At 66.9% G+C, this 16,077-nt stretch carries 16 protein-coding genes and 1 pseudogene; 7 read left to right on the top strand and 10 right to left on the bottom strand.

Annotated features, from left to right (window positions below):
• Positions 1-13 precede the first annotated feature (13 nt).
• Entirely contained in the window at positions 14-811 is a 798-nt protein-coding gene (locus QXH22_RS01955; RefSeq protein ID WP_306274814.1) for an aldolase, read from the top strand.
• Positions 812-823: 12 nt separating this feature from the next.
• Positions 824-1,702 carry a dihydrodipicolinate synthase family protein gene (locus QXH22_RS01950; RefSeq protein ID WP_306274813.1) on the top strand — a complete coding sequence of 293 codons (879 nt, stop codon included), beginning with the start codon at positions 824-826 and terminating at the stop codon, positions 1,700-1,702.
• A gap of 3 nt (positions 1,703-1,705) precedes the next feature.
• Here QXH22_RS01950 and QXH22_RS01945 read toward each other — a convergent pair whose 3' ends face one another.
• From QXH22_RS01945 to QXH22_RS01930, 4 genes are read right to left on the bottom strand one after another with little or no spacing between them, the layout of a single operon-like run.
• The gene (locus QXH22_RS01945; protein ID WP_306241083.1) at positions 1,706-2,917 is read right to left on the bottom strand and encodes a cytochrome P450; all 1,212 of its coding nucleotides are present in this window, start codon (positions 2,915-2,917) and stop codon (positions 1,706-1,708) included.
• Positions 2,914-3,795 (bottom strand): neutral zinc metallopeptidase, encoded by an 882-nt coding sequence (locus QXH22_RS01940; protein ID WP_306241082.1) that lies wholly within the window; start codon positions 3,793-3,795, stop codon positions 2,914-2,916. Before QXH22_RS01940 ends, QXH22_RS01945 begins: the two co-directional genes overlap by 4 nt.
• Before the next feature lie 43 nt (positions 3,796-3,838).
• Positions 3,839-4,342 carry an SRPBCC family protein gene (locus QXH22_RS01935; protein WP_306274812.1) on the bottom strand — a complete coding sequence of 168 codons (504 nt, stop codon included), beginning with the start codon at positions 4,340-4,342 and terminating at the stop codon, positions 3,839-3,841.
• Between the two features lie 10 nt (positions 4,343-4,352).
• On the bottom strand, positions 4,353-5,240 hold the full coding sequence (locus tag QXH22_RS01930) for an oxidoreductase (protein ID WP_306275940.1): 888 nt from the start codon (positions 5,238-5,240) through the stop codon (positions 4,353-4,355).
• Between the two features lie 85 nt (positions 5,241-5,325).
• Here QXH22_RS01930 and aspS point away from each other — a divergent pair, with 85 nt between their 5' ends.
• The 3 genes from aspS (at position 5,326) to QXH22_RS01915 (ending at position 8,678) form a co-directional block, all read left to right on the top strand.
• On the top strand, positions 5,326-7,101 hold the full coding sequence (gene aspS / locus QXH22_RS01925; protein WP_306241080.1) for an aspartate--tRNA ligase: 1,776 nt from the start codon (positions 5,326-5,328) through the stop codon (positions 7,099-7,101).
• On the top strand, positions 7,098-7,526 hold the full coding sequence (locus QXH22_RS01920) for a nitroreductase family deazaflavin-dependent oxidoreductase (protein ID WP_306274811.1): 429 nt from the start codon (positions 7,098-7,100) through the stop codon (positions 7,524-7,526). Before aspS ends, QXH22_RS01920 begins: the two co-directional genes overlap by 4 nt.
• 84 nt (positions 7,527-7,610) lie before the next feature.
• The gene (locus QXH22_RS01915) at positions 7,611-8,678 is read left to right on the top strand and encodes an aromatic acid exporter family protein (RefSeq protein ID WP_306241078.1); all 1,068 of its coding nucleotides are present in this window, start codon (positions 7,611-7,613) and stop codon (positions 8,676-8,678) included.
• Here QXH22_RS01915 and QXH22_RS01910 read toward each other — a convergent pair.
• The 3 genes and pseudogenes from QXH22_RS01910 to QXH22_RS01900 all read right to left on the bottom strand — a co-directional run bounded on the left by QXH22_RS01910 (position 8,641) and on the right by QXH22_RS01900 (position 10,848).
• The gene (locus tag QXH22_RS01910) at positions 8,641-9,039 is read right to left on the bottom strand and encodes an MmcQ/YjbR family DNA-binding protein (protein ID WP_306241077.1); all 399 of its coding nucleotides are present in this window, start codon (positions 9,037-9,039) and stop codon (positions 8,641-8,643) included. The genes QXH22_RS01915 and QXH22_RS01910 overlap by 38 nt on opposite strands.
• A gap of 72 nt (positions 9,040-9,111) precedes the next feature.
• Positions 9,112-9,571 (bottom strand): annotated as a pseudogene (locus QXH22_RS01905) (SDR family oxidoreductase).
• Positions 9,568-10,848 (bottom strand): triacylglycerol lipase, encoded by a 1,281-nt coding sequence (locus QXH22_RS01900; RefSeq protein ID WP_306274810.1) that lies wholly within the window; start codon positions 10,846-10,848, stop codon positions 9,568-9,570. Before QXH22_RS01900 ends, QXH22_RS01905 begins: the two are co-directional and overlap by 4 nt.
• 173 nt (positions 10,849-11,021) lie before the next feature.
• Between QXH22_RS01900 and QXH22_RS01895 the strand changes: the two genes are divergently transcribed.
• On the top strand, positions 11,022-11,933 hold the full coding sequence (locus QXH22_RS01895; RefSeq protein WP_306244264.1) for a transglutaminase family protein: 912 nt from the start codon (positions 11,022-11,024) through the stop codon (positions 11,931-11,933).
• The gene (locus QXH22_RS01890) at positions 11,926-12,969 is read left to right on the top strand and encodes a putative zinc-binding metallopeptidase (RefSeq protein WP_306274809.1); all 1,044 of its coding nucleotides are present in this window, start codon (positions 11,926-11,928) and stop codon (positions 12,967-12,969) included. Before QXH22_RS01895 ends, QXH22_RS01890 begins: the two co-directional genes overlap by 8 nt.
• Before the next feature lie 108 nt (positions 12,970-13,077).
• Here the strand turns inward: QXH22_RS01890 and QXH22_RS01885 are convergent, their stop codons facing one another.
• The 3 genes from QXH22_RS01885 to QXH22_RS01875 are packed head-to-tail and all read right to left on the bottom strand — an operon-like array spanning position 13,078 to position 16,060.
• On the bottom strand, positions 13,078-13,686 hold the full coding sequence (locus QXH22_RS01885) for an NUDIX domain-containing protein (RefSeq protein ID WP_306274808.1): 609 nt from the start codon (positions 13,684-13,686) through the stop codon (positions 13,078-13,080).
• Positions 13,683-15,185: a nicotinate phosphoribosyltransferase gene (locus tag QXH22_RS01880; protein WP_306275938.1), complete on the bottom strand. Its 1,503-nt coding sequence runs from the start codon at positions 15,183-15,185 to the stop codon at positions 13,683-13,685. Before QXH22_RS01880 ends, QXH22_RS01885 begins: the two co-directional genes overlap by 4 nt.
• Entirely contained in the window at positions 15,185-16,060 is an 876-nt protein-coding gene (locus QXH22_RS01875; protein WP_306241073.1) for a ribose-phosphate pyrophosphokinase, read from the bottom strand. The genes QXH22_RS01880 and QXH22_RS01875 overlap by 1 nt, the downstream gene beginning before the upstream one ends.
• Positions 16,061-16,077: the final 17 nt, after the last annotated feature.

The following is a 16,077-nucleotide window of genomic DNA, read 5'->3' as shown; positions in this document are numbered from 1 at the left end:
GAGGGAGTCGTTGATGGCAACCACTTTTTCCGCGGCAAAAGCCGACCTGATGCGTCGCGCCCAGGAACTCCTCGATGCCGAGAATGCCGATTCCGGACTGAGTACCCGCCAGAAGATCGCGCTCACCTGCCGCGCGCTGTTCGACGCCGGTCATGACTCCGGTTTGGCCGGTCAGATCACCGCACGTGCCGGAAAGCCGGGCACCTACTACACCCAGCGGCTGGGTCTGGGCTTCGACGAGATCACCGAGGACAATCTGCTGCTCGTCGACGAGGATCTCGATGTCCTGGAAGGTTCCGGAATCGCCAACCCGGCCAATCGTTTTCACAGCTGGATCTACCGCGCCCGAGCTGACGTCCAGTGCATCGTGCACACGCATCCCTTCCATGTGGCAGCCCTGTCGATGCTGGAGGTGCCCCTGGTCGTGTCGCACATGGACACCACCCCGCTCTATGACGATTGCGCGTTCCTGGCGCAGTGGCCCGGCGTGCCCGTCGGTAACGAGGAGGGCGAGATCATCTCCGCCGCGCTGGGCGACAAGAAGGCCGTCCTGCTCGCGCATCACGGACAGGTGGTGGCCGGCGCCAGCATCGAGGAGGCCTGTTCCCTGGCGGTGCTGATGGAACGTGCCGCCAAGTTGCAGCTCGCCGCGATGGCCGCAGGCGACGTCAAAGAGCTCCCCGAAGCACTCGCCCGAGAGGCCCATGACTGGACGCTGACGCCTTCACGCAGCCGCGCCAATTTCGCCTACTACGCCCGGCGTGCGCTGACGCGGCACCCCGACGCCCTGACTACTCTGCCCGCCAACTGAATTCGAGGAAACGTGCCCGAGATCCACGGCATCATCGCCTACCCGATCACCCCGTTCACAGCCGACACGTCCGGCGTCGACACCGACCGGCTCGCCGCCCTCGTCGACCGGCTGGTGGCCTCCGGTGTTCACGCGATCGCCCCGCTCGGCAGCACCGGCGAACTGGCCTATCTCGATGAACCCGAGTTCGATGCCGTCGTCGACACCACGCTGACCGCCGTCAACGGCCGCGCTCCGGTGGTGGTCGGGGTGTCAGATCTGACCACCACCAACACAATTCGGCGCGCCCGGTACGCGGAGCAGGCCGGCGCCGACGCGGTGATGATCCTGCCCGTCTCGTACTGGAAGCTCAGCGATCGCGAGATCGCTCAGCACTACCGCAGCATCGGTGAGTCGATCGGAATCCCGATCATGGCCTACAACAACCCGGCCACCAGTGGTGTGGACATGAGCCCCGAACTGCTGGTCACCCTGTTCGACAACATCGACAACGTCACCATGGTGAAAGAATCCACCGGTGACCTGAACCGGATGCGGCGCATCGCCGAACTCAGCGGCGGCGAGTTGCCCTTCTACAACGGCAGCAATCCGCTTGTGCTCGACGCGCTCAGGGTGGGCGCGTCCGGATGGTGCACGGCCGCACCGAATCTGCGCCCGCAGCCGTGTATCGACCTGTACAACGCGGTGCGAGCCGACGACCTCGAGAAGGCGCAGCTCCGCTACGACGACCTAAAGCCGTTGCTGCAGTTCATCGTTGCGGGCGGGCTGCCCACCACCGTCAAGGCCGGCCTGGATCTGCTCTGCTTCCCGGCCGGCGACCCGCGGCCGCCGCTGCTGGCACTCGACGAGCGGCGTCGTGCCGAGTTGCAGGCTCTGCTGGCCGGTTCGTGAACCTCAAGCCAGTACCAAGGGCACCTCGTCGAACCGGTTGAGCAGCGGAATCGGTTGCAGCCGAAGATCTTCCGGGGCAAACGCCAGCGTCAGATTCGGGAAACGCCCGATCAGCTCGCCGATGATGATCCCCGTTTCCAGCCGTGCCAGATGTGAACCGAGACAGAAGTGGGTGCCCTTGCTGAATGCGAGGTGGTTGTTCGGGCTGCGGGTGATGTCGAAGCGGTCGGGGTCGGGAAATTGAGCGGGGTCGCGATTGGCTGACGTGAGAAGCGTCGTCACCATGGACCCCCGGGGGATCGTGACTCCGTGCAGCGTGATGTCCTCACCGGCGAACGTGGTGGCTTCGGTACCGCCGACGGTGCCGGAGTAGCGGAGGATCTCTTCCACGGCGCTGCCGATGAGTTCGGGTCGCTGGTGCAGCAGGCGCAGTTGGTCAGGGTGGGCGAGTAGTGCCGCGACGCCGTTGGTGATCACGTTGGGGGTGGTTTGGTAGTCGCCGGTGATGAGCAGGAACACCATCGCGACGATTTCGTCGTCGGTGAGGCCACCATCTTCCCTGGCGGTGATCAACTCGGTGATGATGTCCGCGCCGGGGTCGGCCCGACGTTGCTCGACCATTTCGCGCAGATAGGCGACGAAGGCTTCCATCTGCTGGGCGGCGCCGGCCGCGTTGTGGTTCAGCATCGCCTCGAACAGCAGCTCGATGAAGGCGTAGAACGTGGACCGGTCTTCGCTTGCGACACCCACTATTTCGCTGATCACTGTGGTCGGCACCGGCAGCGCGTACTGCTGATGCAACTCGATGCGCTGCCCGGGCTCGAAACCGTCCAGCAGTTCGCGCGCGACCGTGCGAATCCGGTCACCGAGCCGCTCGATTGCGCGCGGGGTGAACGGCCGGCTCACCAGCTTGCGCAGGCGCAGGTGCGACGGGTCGTCCTGGTAGACCATGGTGTCGGTGGTCAGCACGCGGATCGCCTCGGGTACCACCGAGGCGTCTTCGGCGGCACCGTCCAGCACGCGGCGGATCCGCGGATCGGTGACCAGGTTCGCGCAATCCTGGTAGCGGGAGACGAAATAGACGTCCTGATCGGGTGGGCGCAGCGCCAGCCGCCCCCGGTAAACCGGCGCCTCCCGGCGCATCCAGTCGTAATACCGGTGCTGGTCCGCGTTGAACTCAGCCGTCCCGACCGTGATCGGGTGCTCGAGATTCACCCCAGATCGTTGGTGTTGAACGTGTCGCACTTGTTGGGTTCGCCGGTGGAGTACCCGGTGGTGAACCACTTCTGCCGCTGCGCGGACGAGCCGTGCGTCCAGGACTCCGGGTTCACCCGCCCGTTCACCTGCTGCTGAATCCGGTCGTCACCCACCGATGCCGCCGCCGACAGGGCATCCTGAATGTCCTTGTCGGTCAACGGCTGAAGGAACGGCTGGCCGGTGCTGTCCTGCTTGACGGTGGAGGCGTAGTGCGCCCACACCCCGGCGTAACAGTCGGCCTGCAGCTCGGTGCGAACCCCGCTGCCGGTGGCGCCCTGCGCCCCGGACTGGGCCCGTCCGAGCACCCCGAGCAGGTTCTGCACGTGGTGCCCGTATTCGTGGGCCACCACGTATTCCTCCGCGAAAGGCCCTCCGCTGGAACCGAATTGGGTGACGAGAACCTGGAAGAAATCGGTGTCGAAGTAGGCCGTCTTGTCCACCGGGCAGTAGAACGGACCGACGTCACTGCTGGCGGGCCCGCACCCGGTGCTCACCTGGCCGCTGAACAGCCGCAGGTGTGGGCGGGTGTACTTCGGCATCAGCTGCTTCCACACCGCGTCCAGCGAGTTGCTGGTGGCGACCACGCGGCACTGCACGTATTTGTTGGCGTCCGCACCCGTCTTGCACCGGTTCAAGTCGAAACCGGGCGCCACGTCCTCGCGGGAGTCCAGCGGCTGCTGGCTGATCACGCCGCCGGGATCGACGCCGAGCAGCATGGCCACGACGACAAGCAGCAGGCCGCCGATGCCGCCACCGATGGCCATCCGGCCCATTCCGCCGCCGCCCGAGGACGTCGCGGAACTGGTGTCGATCTGCATACCCTCGTTGAAGGTCATCGCACGCTCCCCGGAGCTAGAGTTTCAACCGCGCCGACACAGCCTATCGCTGCTGTGTGGCAGCGAACCGGGTGTCGGTGTAAGTCCGCAGGTTGCGCAGGAACCGGCGCAGCGACAGGTTGAGCAGCGGGCCGAACAGCACCATGCCCAGGCCCGCGCCGCGGGCCGGCCGCTGGGCCATGGTCCAGGTGAGTCGGCAGCCACCGGGTGTCGCCTGTACCAAGTAGTCCTCGGCGAACGCCGCGACCGCCTTGGTGGAGCACTCGTTGAACCGGAATGCCATGTGCGTGAACGGCTCCCAGGCGATGAACTCTTCGTCGCCGACGATTCCGCCCCGCATCTCGACAACGCGGGTGGTGCCGATGCCCCGGGGTTCCGGACTGGTCCAGGTGACCTTGGTGATCACCTTGGCCCAGCGCGGCCAGGACTCGGCGTCCGCGAGCACTTCGAAGAGCTGCTCGGGTGTGATGGCCAGATCGACACTGTTGCGGAAGCGGTAGGGCGCCGTCTCGATGAAGCTCAGGTCGACGCGTTCGCAGGGATGCATGCCTGCAAACCTAACCCGGCCCGTCACTGGCCGCGGCGAGCAGCGGCACCACTACGTCGCTGATCGGAGTGGGCAGGCCGTGCGCCCGGGCTTTGCGGACGATCACCCCATTGCGCAGGTCCCACTCCATCCGGCGGTGTGCTTCCCGGTCGGTCAGGATCGAGGTGCCCATGTCTTCCGGTACCGCGCGGAAGGACTCGACCAGTTGCTCGGCCACATCGTCGCTGAGTTGGGCGCCCTCGGCGCGCGCCACCGCCACACACTCGGCCATGTATTGGCGACCCAGTTCGGCCACGTCGTCGCGGCGGAACATGCCGGAGCGTCGGCCCGACAATGCCATCAGTCCGGCCAGCGCGTTGAGCAGCAGTTTGCGCCAGTTGACCGTGACGAAGTCGGCGTTGCACTCCACTTGGCATCCCGCGCCGCGCAGCAGTTCGGCGAATGATTCCGCGGCGCGCCCGGTAGGCACCACCAGCGCGGCCTCACCGCGCAACCGCACCCAGCCGGCCGGCTGGGTCTCGGCCGAGAACCACACGCTGCCCGGTATGACGTGCGGAGACGGGGACAGCGGCGCGACCTGTTCGACCTGTTCGACGCCGTTCTGCAGGACGGCGACGATGGTGTTTTCGTCGCACAACCGGGCGAGCCAGCCGGCCGCGGCGGCGTTCTGGGTGGCTTTGACCGCGAGGATGAGCACGTCCACCGGACCGCTGACGGCGTCGGGATCGGTATGCACCGGGCCCGGTACCACGATCGGTTCGGCGTCGTCCGGGCGCAGTTCGATGCCGTCACGCGGTGTGTGCCCGCACAGCAGCACATGGTGTCCGGCGGCGTGAAGCAACGCCGCGACGGTCGTGCCGACGGCGCCGGGGCCAACGAGTGCAATTTCGGTTGCGATGCAGCCAAAAGTACCGGCAGGATCGGGCAAATCAACCGGCCCTCTAGACTAAGCAGTCAATCTCACCCGGTGTAAAGGAGTATTTGTGCTGCGCAGCCACGCCGCGGGATCGCTTCGGGACGGCGATGCCGGGCAGCAGGTGACCTTGGCCGGGTGGGTGGCCCGCCGCCGCGACCACGGCGGTGTCATCTTCATCGATCTCCGGGACGCGTCGGGCGTCGCCCAGGTGGTGTTTCGTGAACCTGAGGTGCTGGCGCAGGCGCACCGGCTGCGCTCGGAGTTCTGCGTCGCGGTCACCGGTGTCGTCGAGATCCGTCCGGAAGGCAACGCCAACCCCGACATCGCCACCGGTGACATCGAGGTCAACGCCACGTCGCTGACCGTGCTGGGTGAATCCGCGCCGCTGCCGTTCCAGCTCGATGAGCCGGCGGGGGAGGAGCTGCGGCTGAAATACCGCTACCTGGACCTGCGCCGCGAGGGCCCGGCTGCGGCAATTCGGTTGCGCTCCAAGGTCAATGCCGCCGCGCGTGAGGTGCTGGGGCGGCACGACTTCGTGGAGGTCGAGACGCCGACGATCACCCGGTCGACGCCGGAAGGGGCGCGCGACTTCCTGGTCCCGGCGCGGCTGCATCCCGGGATGTTCTACGCGCTGCCGCAGAGCCCCCAGCTGTTCAAGCAGCTGCTGATGGTGGCCGGGATGGAGCGGTACTACCAGATCGCACGCTGCTACCGAGACGAGGATTTCCGCGCCGACCGCCAGCCGGAATTCACCCAACTCGACATGGAGCTCAGCTTCGTCGACGTCGAGGACGTCATCGCGGTCTCCGAGGAGATCCTGTCCGCGCTCTGGGCGCTGATCGGCTACCAGATCCCGACGCCCATCCCGCGGATGACGTATGCCGAGGCGATGCGCCGGTACGGGTCCGACAAACCCGATCTGCGGTTCGGACTGGAGCTGGTCGAATGCGCAGAGTTCTTCAAAGACACCACATTCCGGGTGTTCCAGGCGCCCTACGTCGGTGCCGTCGTGATGCCGGGCGGCGCCTCGCAACCGCGGCGCACGCTGGACGGTTGGCAGGAGTGGGCCAAGCAGCGCGGACACCGCGGCCTGGCCTATGTCCTCGTCGGCGAGGACGGGACGCTGGGTGGCCCGGTGGCCAAGAACCTGTCCGACGCCGAGCGCGACGGCCTGGCCGGCCACGTCGGCGCCAACCCCGGTGACTGCATCTTCTTCTCCGCCGGGCCGGTCAAGACGTCTCGGGCGCTGTTGGGCGCGGCGCGCATCGAGATCGCGCACCGTCTGGGCCTGATCGATCCGGACGACTGGAAGTTCGTGTGGATCGTCGACCCGCCGCTGTTCGAGCCCGCGGAGGACGCCACTGCCTCGGGTGACGTGGCCGTCGGTGCAGGAGCCTGGACGGCGGTGCACCACGCATTCACCTCGCCCAAGCGTGAACACGAGGGCAGCATCGAAAACGACCCCGGTGCCGTGCTGGCCGATGCCTACGACATCGTCTGCAACGGCAACGAGATCGGCGGAGGTTCGATCCGTATCCACCGTCGCGACATTCAGGAACGGGTGTTCGCGGTGATGGGCCTGGATCGGGCCGAGGCCGAGGAGAAGTTCGGATTCCTGTTGGAGGCGTTCACCTTTGGTGCGCCGCCGCACGGCGGAATCGCCTTCGGCTGGGACCGGATCAACGCGCTGCTGTCGCGCGTCGACTCGATCCGCGAGGTGATCGCGTTCCCCAAGACCGGCGGGGGCGTCGACCCGCTGACCGATGCGCCGGCCCCCATCACGGCTCAGCAGCGCAAGGAATCGGGAATAGACGCCAAGCCCAAGCGGCTTGACCAAGCATGACAACGCCTGACACCGACACCCTCAAAGCGTTCAACCAGGGCATCGTCGAGGAATTCCGCGCCAACGGCGGCAAAGTCGGCGGCCAATTCGCCAATGCCGACCTGCTGCTGCTCACCACCACCGGTGCCAAGTCGGGCCAGCTCCGGATCGCGCCGCTGGCCTACTTCCGCGTCGACGGGCGGCTGATCATCATCGGGTCGTTCGCCGGCGCACCGGTCGACCCGGGCTGGGTGCACAACCTACGTGCCCGGCCTCAGGCACATGTGGAAGTCGGCACCGAGGCGTTCGACGCGACCGCGCACGAGCTGGACCGCGCCGAGCGTGACGCGATCTTCGACCAGATCACCGCGGCCGCACCGGGCTTCGCCGAGTACCAGGCCAAGACCAGACGGGTCATCCCGCTGTTCGAGTTGCGGCGCGTATAGGCCGACACAGCGCCCCGGGGGATGCTTCTGTTGGGCGATTGTCCCGGCAGGCGCGCCGGGCCTGGCATGCGGTAAGCAAGCGGGATGAAAAGCTCGCTGCTGGCCGGGGCGGCCGGCGAAGGAACCGCGGCCGTCCACCGACTGCGTGCCGCGCTGTGGCCGATCACCCAGACATCGGTCGCCGCCGCGCTGGCGTGGTACCTGACCCACGACCTGCTGCACCACAAGCAACCGTTCTTCGCGCCGATCTCGGCGGTGGTGTGCATGTCGGCGAGCAATGTCCTGCGTGCGCGCCGCGCCACCCAGATGATGGTGGGCGTCGCTCTGGGTATCGCGGTGGGTGGCGGGGCGGACGGCTTCTTCGGTCCCGGACAGTTCGGTATCGGCGTGGCCGTATTCGCGGCGCTGACGGTGGCGATGCTCGTCGGCCGGGGCGCGATCGGGCAGGGCTTGATGTTCGCCAACCAGACCGCCGTCTCGGCGTTGCTGGTCCTCGTCTTCTCGCACACCGGCATCGTGGTGACCGAGCGCCTGTTCGACTCGCTGATCGGCGGCGGTCTGGCGCTGGTGTTCGCCCTGCTGCTGTTCCCCGCCGATCCCGAGCGGCTGTTGAGCGATGCGCGTGCGGCTGTCCTGGCGGCGGCCCACCAGACGCTGCTGCAGACCGCGGAAATCCTCGAGAATTCCGACGCCAGCACTCCGGCTTGGCTCCGGACGATCTCCGATCACCTGCATCAGGAGGTCGGTGCGCTGATCGAGGCGCGGTCAACGGCGGAAGTGGCCGCGCGTCGCGCACCACGCCGGTGGGCGTCGCGCGGGTTGATTCGGGAGATCGACGCCCAGTCCGCGCAGCTGGGTCTGTTCGCCAGTTGCGTACTGCATCTCGCGCGCTCGGTCACCCGGCCGCGGGGGAGAGAAGCCGCACCGGCGCTGAAGACAGCGGTGGCGGAACTCACCCACGCGACCGGTCTGGCCGATGCCGATCCTGCGGCGGCGGCCGCCCACCTGGCAGCCGCGCGCCGCTATGCCGCGGAGCTGCAGGCCGGCGCCCGAGACCGGGCCGAAGTGGTGGTCGCCGACGTCGTCTCGGGGTGCGCCGACGATCTGCAACAGGTCATCGATCGGCCGGTGACTGCGCCAAAAACTCCTTGACCAGCTGTTTCGGCGCCTGGGCCAGCCAGGCTTCGGTGATCAGCTCACGCAGGTCACGGACGCCGATCTCGGCCAGCCGAACCAGCACCGCCGGGTAACCGTCAAAGTGCGGGGTGGTGAAGTACACCTCCGGCTCGTCGGCAACCAGCGCGAACTTGACCCCTTCGTCCGGTACCCGCACGCCCAGGATGTCGCCAGACGGGGGATGCACCCCGTTACTCATCAGCGCGTCGATGTCGGATTTTCGCAGCGGACGCTCCCACGCGATCAACTTCTTACCCACCCGCCAGTCGCGCGGTGACTGCTCGGCGGTCAGCGGCAGTGCACCGACGACGCGGGCCACGTCTTCCCAGGTGGCCACAGTTCGATTGTGCGCCCCAACGCCGCAGTTCGGCGCATTATCCGGAATTGCCTGGGCGGCAAACGTGCACGGTCAGATCTGTTCGGCGCCGCCGTCGACGAACAATTCGGTGCCTGTCATGAAGCTACTTTGATCTGAGGCGAGGAAGAGCACCGCGGCCGCGATCTCTTCCGGCCTGCCGAGGCGGCCCATCGGAACTTTCGCAGCCTCGTTGTCCAGGAGTTCCTGCTCCTGGCCGGCGGCCGCGAGGCCTTTGAGGCCCGGTGTCTCTACCGGTCCCGGTACGACGGTGTTGACGCGGATGCCGCGGCTCACGAGTTCGGCAGCCCAGGTACGGCCGAACGAGCGAATCGCCGCCTTGCTCGCGGCTCGCATTGTCACCGATCGAGGCCACCGCGGCCTCGATCGTTTGCTGGTTGCGGCCGGTCAGGAAGACATGCGCGCCTTCGGCTGCCAGCCGCTGGGCGGCCGCCAGGCCGATGCCCGAGTTGCCGCCGGTGACGAGCGCCGTCTTGCCGCTCAGCTGACTCACGGGGAACTGCCCGCTTCGAGAGCCGTGCTCATAACCAGCGAGTCGTCGTGCGGCCGCGCCGGCGAATGACTGAGCCACGTCACCAGCCTGTCGTAGATCGACGGATGGTTGAGCAGGTCGAAGTGGTTGAGACCGGTCAACGTGAGCCCGTGTGCGGCCTCGAACGGAACCTTGCGTGACCTGCCCCGACCGGACGCGCTTCTGGGCCGCACCAGATGGTCGCCCATGAGCAGGCCGACCGCCTTGGGGGCGGCGGTGGTGGAGACGAAGTGGTACACCGCGTGGGGCAGGAAGGGCACTTCCCGGCAGCGGTCGCGCAGGAACTCGTCCGGGTCGCAGTCGCGCCAGTCCTCGTGGACCAGTGCGCCGAACCGCAGGTCCTTCACCCCGGCGCTGCGGGTGTTCAGAAACGCCGCCACGCCCCGCGTCTCGGGCAGCTTGGCCAGCGCCCATGCGGCGATGTTGACGCCCTTCTCCAAGTCGGCGCCCAGGTGCGGGGACCCGAGGCACACGACATGCCGGATGGCGTCGGTCCAGGCGTGTTGCTGCTCACGGCCGTAGTGGCAGGCACTGCGGGACACCAGGCCACCCATCGAGTGGCCGACCAGCACGACGTCTTCCACCGCCGTCGGCCACACCTCGTGCAGCCGGTGCAGCAAACCGGCCAGCGCATGACCGTTTTCGGAGATGTGATGACCGCTGTTGTACCGCACGAATACCGGGGTGAATCCGAGGTCCTTGCGCAGCCGTTTTCCGTACGGACGCAGCGTCTCCCCGGTGCGCGGCGTGCGCCACCATGACCGTTCGGTCATGCACCAGCCGTGGACGAACACCGCGATCCGCCCGGTGGCACGAGGGAAGGCCTCGGCGATTCCCTCGGGGGTCAATTCGACCGGCTGGCCCCGACGCCGGACCTGCATGGACAGCGCGAATCCGTTCTCCCGGTTGGTCATCTCGTCGCCGTAGATCCCGTTGACCGCGGCGAGCGCCCCGGCAACTCGCGGGCGTGCCAGGACGGTCTCGTCGTCGTCATTGCTCAAGGTGTGCGCCGCCAGCGCCCCCGCGCCGTAGAGAGAACCGCGGACCGCGCCGTCGACCAGGGTGTAGATCGTCGAGGCGGTGGTGTCGTGGATCAGCTGCACGGGTTTGGCCGCCGGGCCGATCGAGGTGAACACGCGACTGGCGATGCCGTGATGCACATCACGGACCAGCGTCGTCAGTACCCGCGTGCCTTCACCCGCAAGGTCGGCCAGCGACTTCATTTCGTGTCCCTGCACGGGCCAACTCCTTTCTGACTTGTCGGATAGGGTTCCCGTTTCGCCCGGGACTAGACCAGGAGTACAGACTGTCAGCATGCGGTGTGAGCCCTACATGCCGCCACCCGTAGACATGGAGGTTGGTCTTGCCGTCTGAGGAGCCGTCCGAGGAGTTAAACGGCTGGTCGGCGCCGTTGGCCGCGAAACGCTACCGGGTCACACACCGCACGGAGTACCGCTACTCCGACGTCGTGACCAGCTCATACGGGCGCGGGTTCCTCACCCCCCGGGACTCGTTGCGGCAGCGCTGCGTGGCGCACGAACTGATCATCGACCCGGCTCCGGCCGACAGCTCGACCAGCCGCGACACGTACGGCAACATCAGCTCCTACTTCCACGTCACCGAGCCGCACCGGGCCCTGACCATCGTCAGCGACTCGATCGTCGACGTCGCGCCGCAGGCGACCGGCATCTACACCACCGGGCCGGCGCTGCAGCCGTGGGAGAAGGCGCGTCCCACCGGAGCGCAAGGCGCGCTGGCCAGCGACTTCGTCCTGGACCTGACACCGCCGGAAATCACCGATGCGGTTCGCGAGTATGCGGCTCCCAGCTTCGAGCCCGGACGTCCGCTCGTGGAGGTGTTGCGTGACCTCGCATCACGGATTTTCCGCGATTTCACCTACCGTTCGGGGTCGACGACGGTTTCGACACGCGTCAATGAGGTTCTGACGGCCCGGGAAGGGGTATGCCAGGACTTCGCGCGGCTGGCGATCGCCTGCTTGCGTGCCCATGGGTTGGCGGCCTGCTACGTATCCGGTTATCTGGCTACTGACCCACCCCCTGGAAAGGATCGCATGATAGGCATTGACGCCACCCACGCCTGGGCGTCGGTGTGGACGCCGCAGCAGCCGGGTCAGTTCGAATGGCTTGGACTTGACCCGACCAACGACCAACTGGTCGACCAGCGCTACATCGTGGTCGGCCGCGGCCGCGACTACGCAGACGTTCCACCGTTGCGCGGCATCATCTACACGAACTCGGAACGTAGCGTGATCGACGTCGGTGTCGACGTCGTCCCGTTCGAAGGAGATGCGCTGCATGCGTGACTTCCATTGCCCCAACTGCGGCCAGCGACTGGCGTTCGAGAACTCCGAATGCCTGTCGTGCGGCAGCTCGCTGGGGTTCTCCCTGGACCAGATGGCGCTGCTGGTGATCGCCAAACGCGACGAAGAAAGCGACCACGCCGGTGCGGTGCCCGCGGACCAGTATCAACTCTGCGCGAATCTTTACGTCGCCGAATGTAATTGGCTCGTTCCGGTGGGTCATCCGGGCGGGTTGTGCGAGTCGTGCGCGCTGACCATCGAACGTCCTAATGACAATGACACCGTCGGGCTGGCGGAATTCGCCCGCGCCGAGGCGGCCAAACGGCGGCTGGTCGCCGAACTGCACGAACTGCACCTGCCGATCATCGGACGCGACCAGGACCCGGACTACGGACTGGCGTTTCGGCTGCTGTCCAGTGCGCACGAGAATGTGATCACCGGGCACGAAAACGGCGTCATCACTTTGGATTTGGCCGAGGGCGACGATGTGCACCGCGAGCAGTTGCGGGTCGAGATGGAAGAGCCGTACCGCACCCTGCTGGGGCACTTCCGCCATGAGGTCGGGCACTACTACTTCTACCGGCTGATCAGGTCGCCCGAGTACCTGCAGCGGTTCAATGAGTTGTTCGGCGATCCCGACGCCGACTACCAGGCCGCGCTGGACCGTCATTACAGCCAGGGCGCGCCGGAGGGCTGGCAGGAGACGTTCGTCTCCTCGTACGCGACCATGCACCCGGCCGAGGACTGGGCCGAGACGTTCGCGCACTACCTGCACATCCGGGACACTCTGGACACCTCGGCATCCTGCGGTCTGGCCCCGGCGGCCGCCACGTTCGATCGACCGCCCCTGGGGCCCAGCGCGTTTCCCACCATCATCGAGATGTGGCTGCCGCTGTCGTGGTCGCTGAACATGGTGAACCGGTCGATGGGTCACGATGACCTGTATCCGTTCGTGTTGCCGCCCGCGGTGCTCGACAAGATGCAGTTCGTCCATAACGTGATTGAGCAAGTGACCTCGCAGTTGCAGGCGGCTAGCTGACCCTGGCGAGCAGACGCAGAATCGCCCTGGAACATCCGTTCCAGGGCGATTCTGCGTCTGCTGGCGCCACTGAAGCGGCTCCACCTAGGCTTCACACCTAGGTGCCGCCTAGGCGGGTCTGGCGCGGTAGATGCGGGCGGGCCGGCCGGCCCCGGCGGGTTTGCGGTACCGGTCGGTCCGGACATAGAGCGGGGAGCGGTCCAGGCGTGCGCGCGCGGCCGTATCGGTGATCGAGGTGCAGGCCCGTAGCAACGAAAAGACCTCCACGAAGGTCGTTTCCGGGCCCAACAGCGCGTAGGTTGTGCCGGCATCGGTGAGCAGGCGCTCACCGATCCGGGACAGCGCAGACCTCGCCATCGCGGTGTGGTGGAACGGCATCGCGTCGGGGATCTCGGTCACAGATACCGCGCCCTCGGTACCGGCGGCGACCCGGGCGGCCACGACGATCGACACGGTGTGTCCGCGTTCGTCGCGTGCCGGGTCGCTGACCACGTCGACGACCGTGACGCCGCTGGTGATCTCCGCGCCGGCCTTTTCCCGCACGATCCTCCTGGCGGCCTGCTCGACGGTTTCACCGGCCTGGGCGGCCAGCAGTCCCCCCGGCAGGGTGGTGGCCCCGCGGTGCGGGGTGCCGGCGCGCCGAATCAGAACGATGCGCGGCACCGGCTCGTCTCCGGTGAGCGCCACCACGTCGACGCTGAGCCAGGTCTGTGTCACGGTCGGCTCCAGCGATCGCGGATCGCGTTCTCCTGCCTCAGGTTTGCGCGTACCTCGGCGAAAGTCTGGGTGCGCAGCAACTTTCCGTCTTCGAAGACGAGCTGCAGTTCATCGTCGGCTTCCCGATCGGCGTGTTCGATCAGGTACGGGCGGCCGTCAGTGTCGCGACGGACCGCGAGGCGCCCGGTGGCCGACTTCTTGGAGCCGTCGTCGGTGATGGGATCCTTGAGAATGTCGCGGCCCTGCCCGTCGACCTGAACCCAGGTGGCTTTGACGGCCATTTTGAACGTGTCCCGGGTCTGATACTGGTAGGTGTACGAGCCGAAACCGAAAACGACTGCCGTAGAGGCGAATCCCTGGGCCATCAGGTTCCCGGTGATGGAGTCGGCCCGTTCATAGGTGATCGAGTCGCCGTAGATCGCGCCCACGTGCGGATCCAGTTCGCGGTAGCCCTTGTCGTTGACGACGGTGCCGAACGTCTCCGCGAGCAGCCGCACGACGCCCTTGTTTTCGGGTGTGCCGGCCGGGGCATCCGGATCGCCACACAGGATGAGCTCGGGGTCGCCGGAGTCTGGCCTGATCACCAGCTTGCCGTCGCGGGTCCTGATCTCCTCGGCGCGCGCGGGCAGGTACTCGGTGAGCACCCGCCACAGATTCCAGGTGTCGGACACTACGGACAGAGTGCCCGTCGGGTACAGCTGGAGCAGCCGGTCGAAGGTCTGCAGTTCGCCGTCTTGGCCGCCGGCGCACATCACCGAGTGCTCGGTGGCCGGGACACTGGCCCCGATCAGTTCCCCGTCGTTCCCCGGGTAGTACTGCTGGATATACCGGATGGCCGGCAGGGTGTCGGTGCCGCTGAAACTGATCAGGTGGCCGGCGCCCGATGCCGCTGCCGCCTCGGTACCGCTCATGCCGCGATAGGCGAACTCGTGCCCCTGGAATTTCACCGCGTCCTCGTCGCCGGACTCCGCCGCGCGCTCGTCCAGCAGTACGCGGTTGCGCCAGGCGAGGGTGGCGCTGGTGATCGGCTGCCACAGCTGGGCCGACATCTCGGTCTCCAGATAGTTGGTCAGCCAGAAGAACCGGCTGTCGGTGTTCTCCACCGTCAGGTAGGGCACCCGCAACGGGATCAGCGCCCCTTCCTTGGCGGCCCGCACCCGAAGCGGTAGGTAACCCAGTGTGTGCAGCTGCCGGAAGTGTTCTGCACCAATATCATTCGTGCCGAGCAGCGCCGTCACGAACTCCTCGTATCCGGCCAGTACCGCGTCGAGTTCGTCGGGGGAGAGGTCGAAGAACACTTGCCAGCGTTTCTGCAGTTGGCGCAGATAGGCTTGCAGCCCGAAGAACACGGTGGCGTCGACGTCGGGAAGCCGGCTTCCGCGTGCGGTCAGATTCGAGTAGACGAACTCGGTGCCCTTCGGGTACTGGCGGCGGTGGTCCAGCTTGTAGGCGTCGGTGGACAGCAGCGTGTCCAGGGCGCGGTCCTGCCGGTCGTTCATCATCGTTGTGTCCCTTCGGAATTGCCGGCGATGCGGCGGATGGTTTGCGTCACGTACGGCGCCAGCCTGGTGATGTGGACGTGCGCGTCACGGGCCCCGGACAGTGAGTCGGTGGTGTGGACGCGGCGGTACCCGGACAGCGCCTTGCGGGAGTGTTCCGGACCGGTGAACCCGCCATGGGTCACCCACAGGTCCAGCGTCACCTCGGGAGGCATCGCGTCCCGCAACAACGCGAACGTCCCTCCACCGTCGCAAATGTCGTCCATCACCAGATACCGGCCGGTCTGCACGCCGTCAGGCGCCTGGTATCCCTTGAGCTTCCCGGTGGCCTGGTCTCGTGACTTGGAAGCGATGAGTACCGGTATCTCCAGCTGCTCGCCCACCAGCGACGCACGAGCTTTCGATCCGGCATCCGGCCCGATGACGCCCTGGTAGGGGCCGCTGGCGGCGACGGCGTCCCCGACGATTGTCGCCAGGTCGAGTTCCCAGCGGCCGACGGCCGGATTAGCGGCACTCAACGCGTCCAACCACACCGTCGAGTGTGGATCGACGGTGACGATGTCGGTGATACCGGACAGGGCCGCCAGCCTGGCGTTGGTGCGGGCGGGGCTCGGCAGATCCTTGTCGCCCCGTGCGCTCGGCAGGTAAGGCATCACCAGCACCCGTCGGTCGCTGTCACCGACCAGCGATGCCCAGTTGAAGACGACGGACCAATCCGGGGCCGGCGTGCGAACCCACAGCACCTGGAATCCAGGGGAGAGTTCGGCGTCGCCGGTGCGCCGCACCGTCACGTCACCCATCGGGTAGGCGAACACCTCGATCGGTTCGGGTGTCAAGGCTTCGGTGTCGAGGGCGAAGAACTCGTAATCGGACATGCACTCACCGTAGCACC

Source organism: Mycobacterium sp. TY814, from assembly GCF_030755175.1.
In the GTDB taxonomy this organism is placed as follows: Bacteria; Actinomycetota; Actinomycetes; order Mycobacteriales; family Mycobacteriaceae; genus Mycobacterium.
Note: the sequence above shows the minus strand (reverse complement) of the source record. Positions and strands in the feature narration are given on the sequence as shown.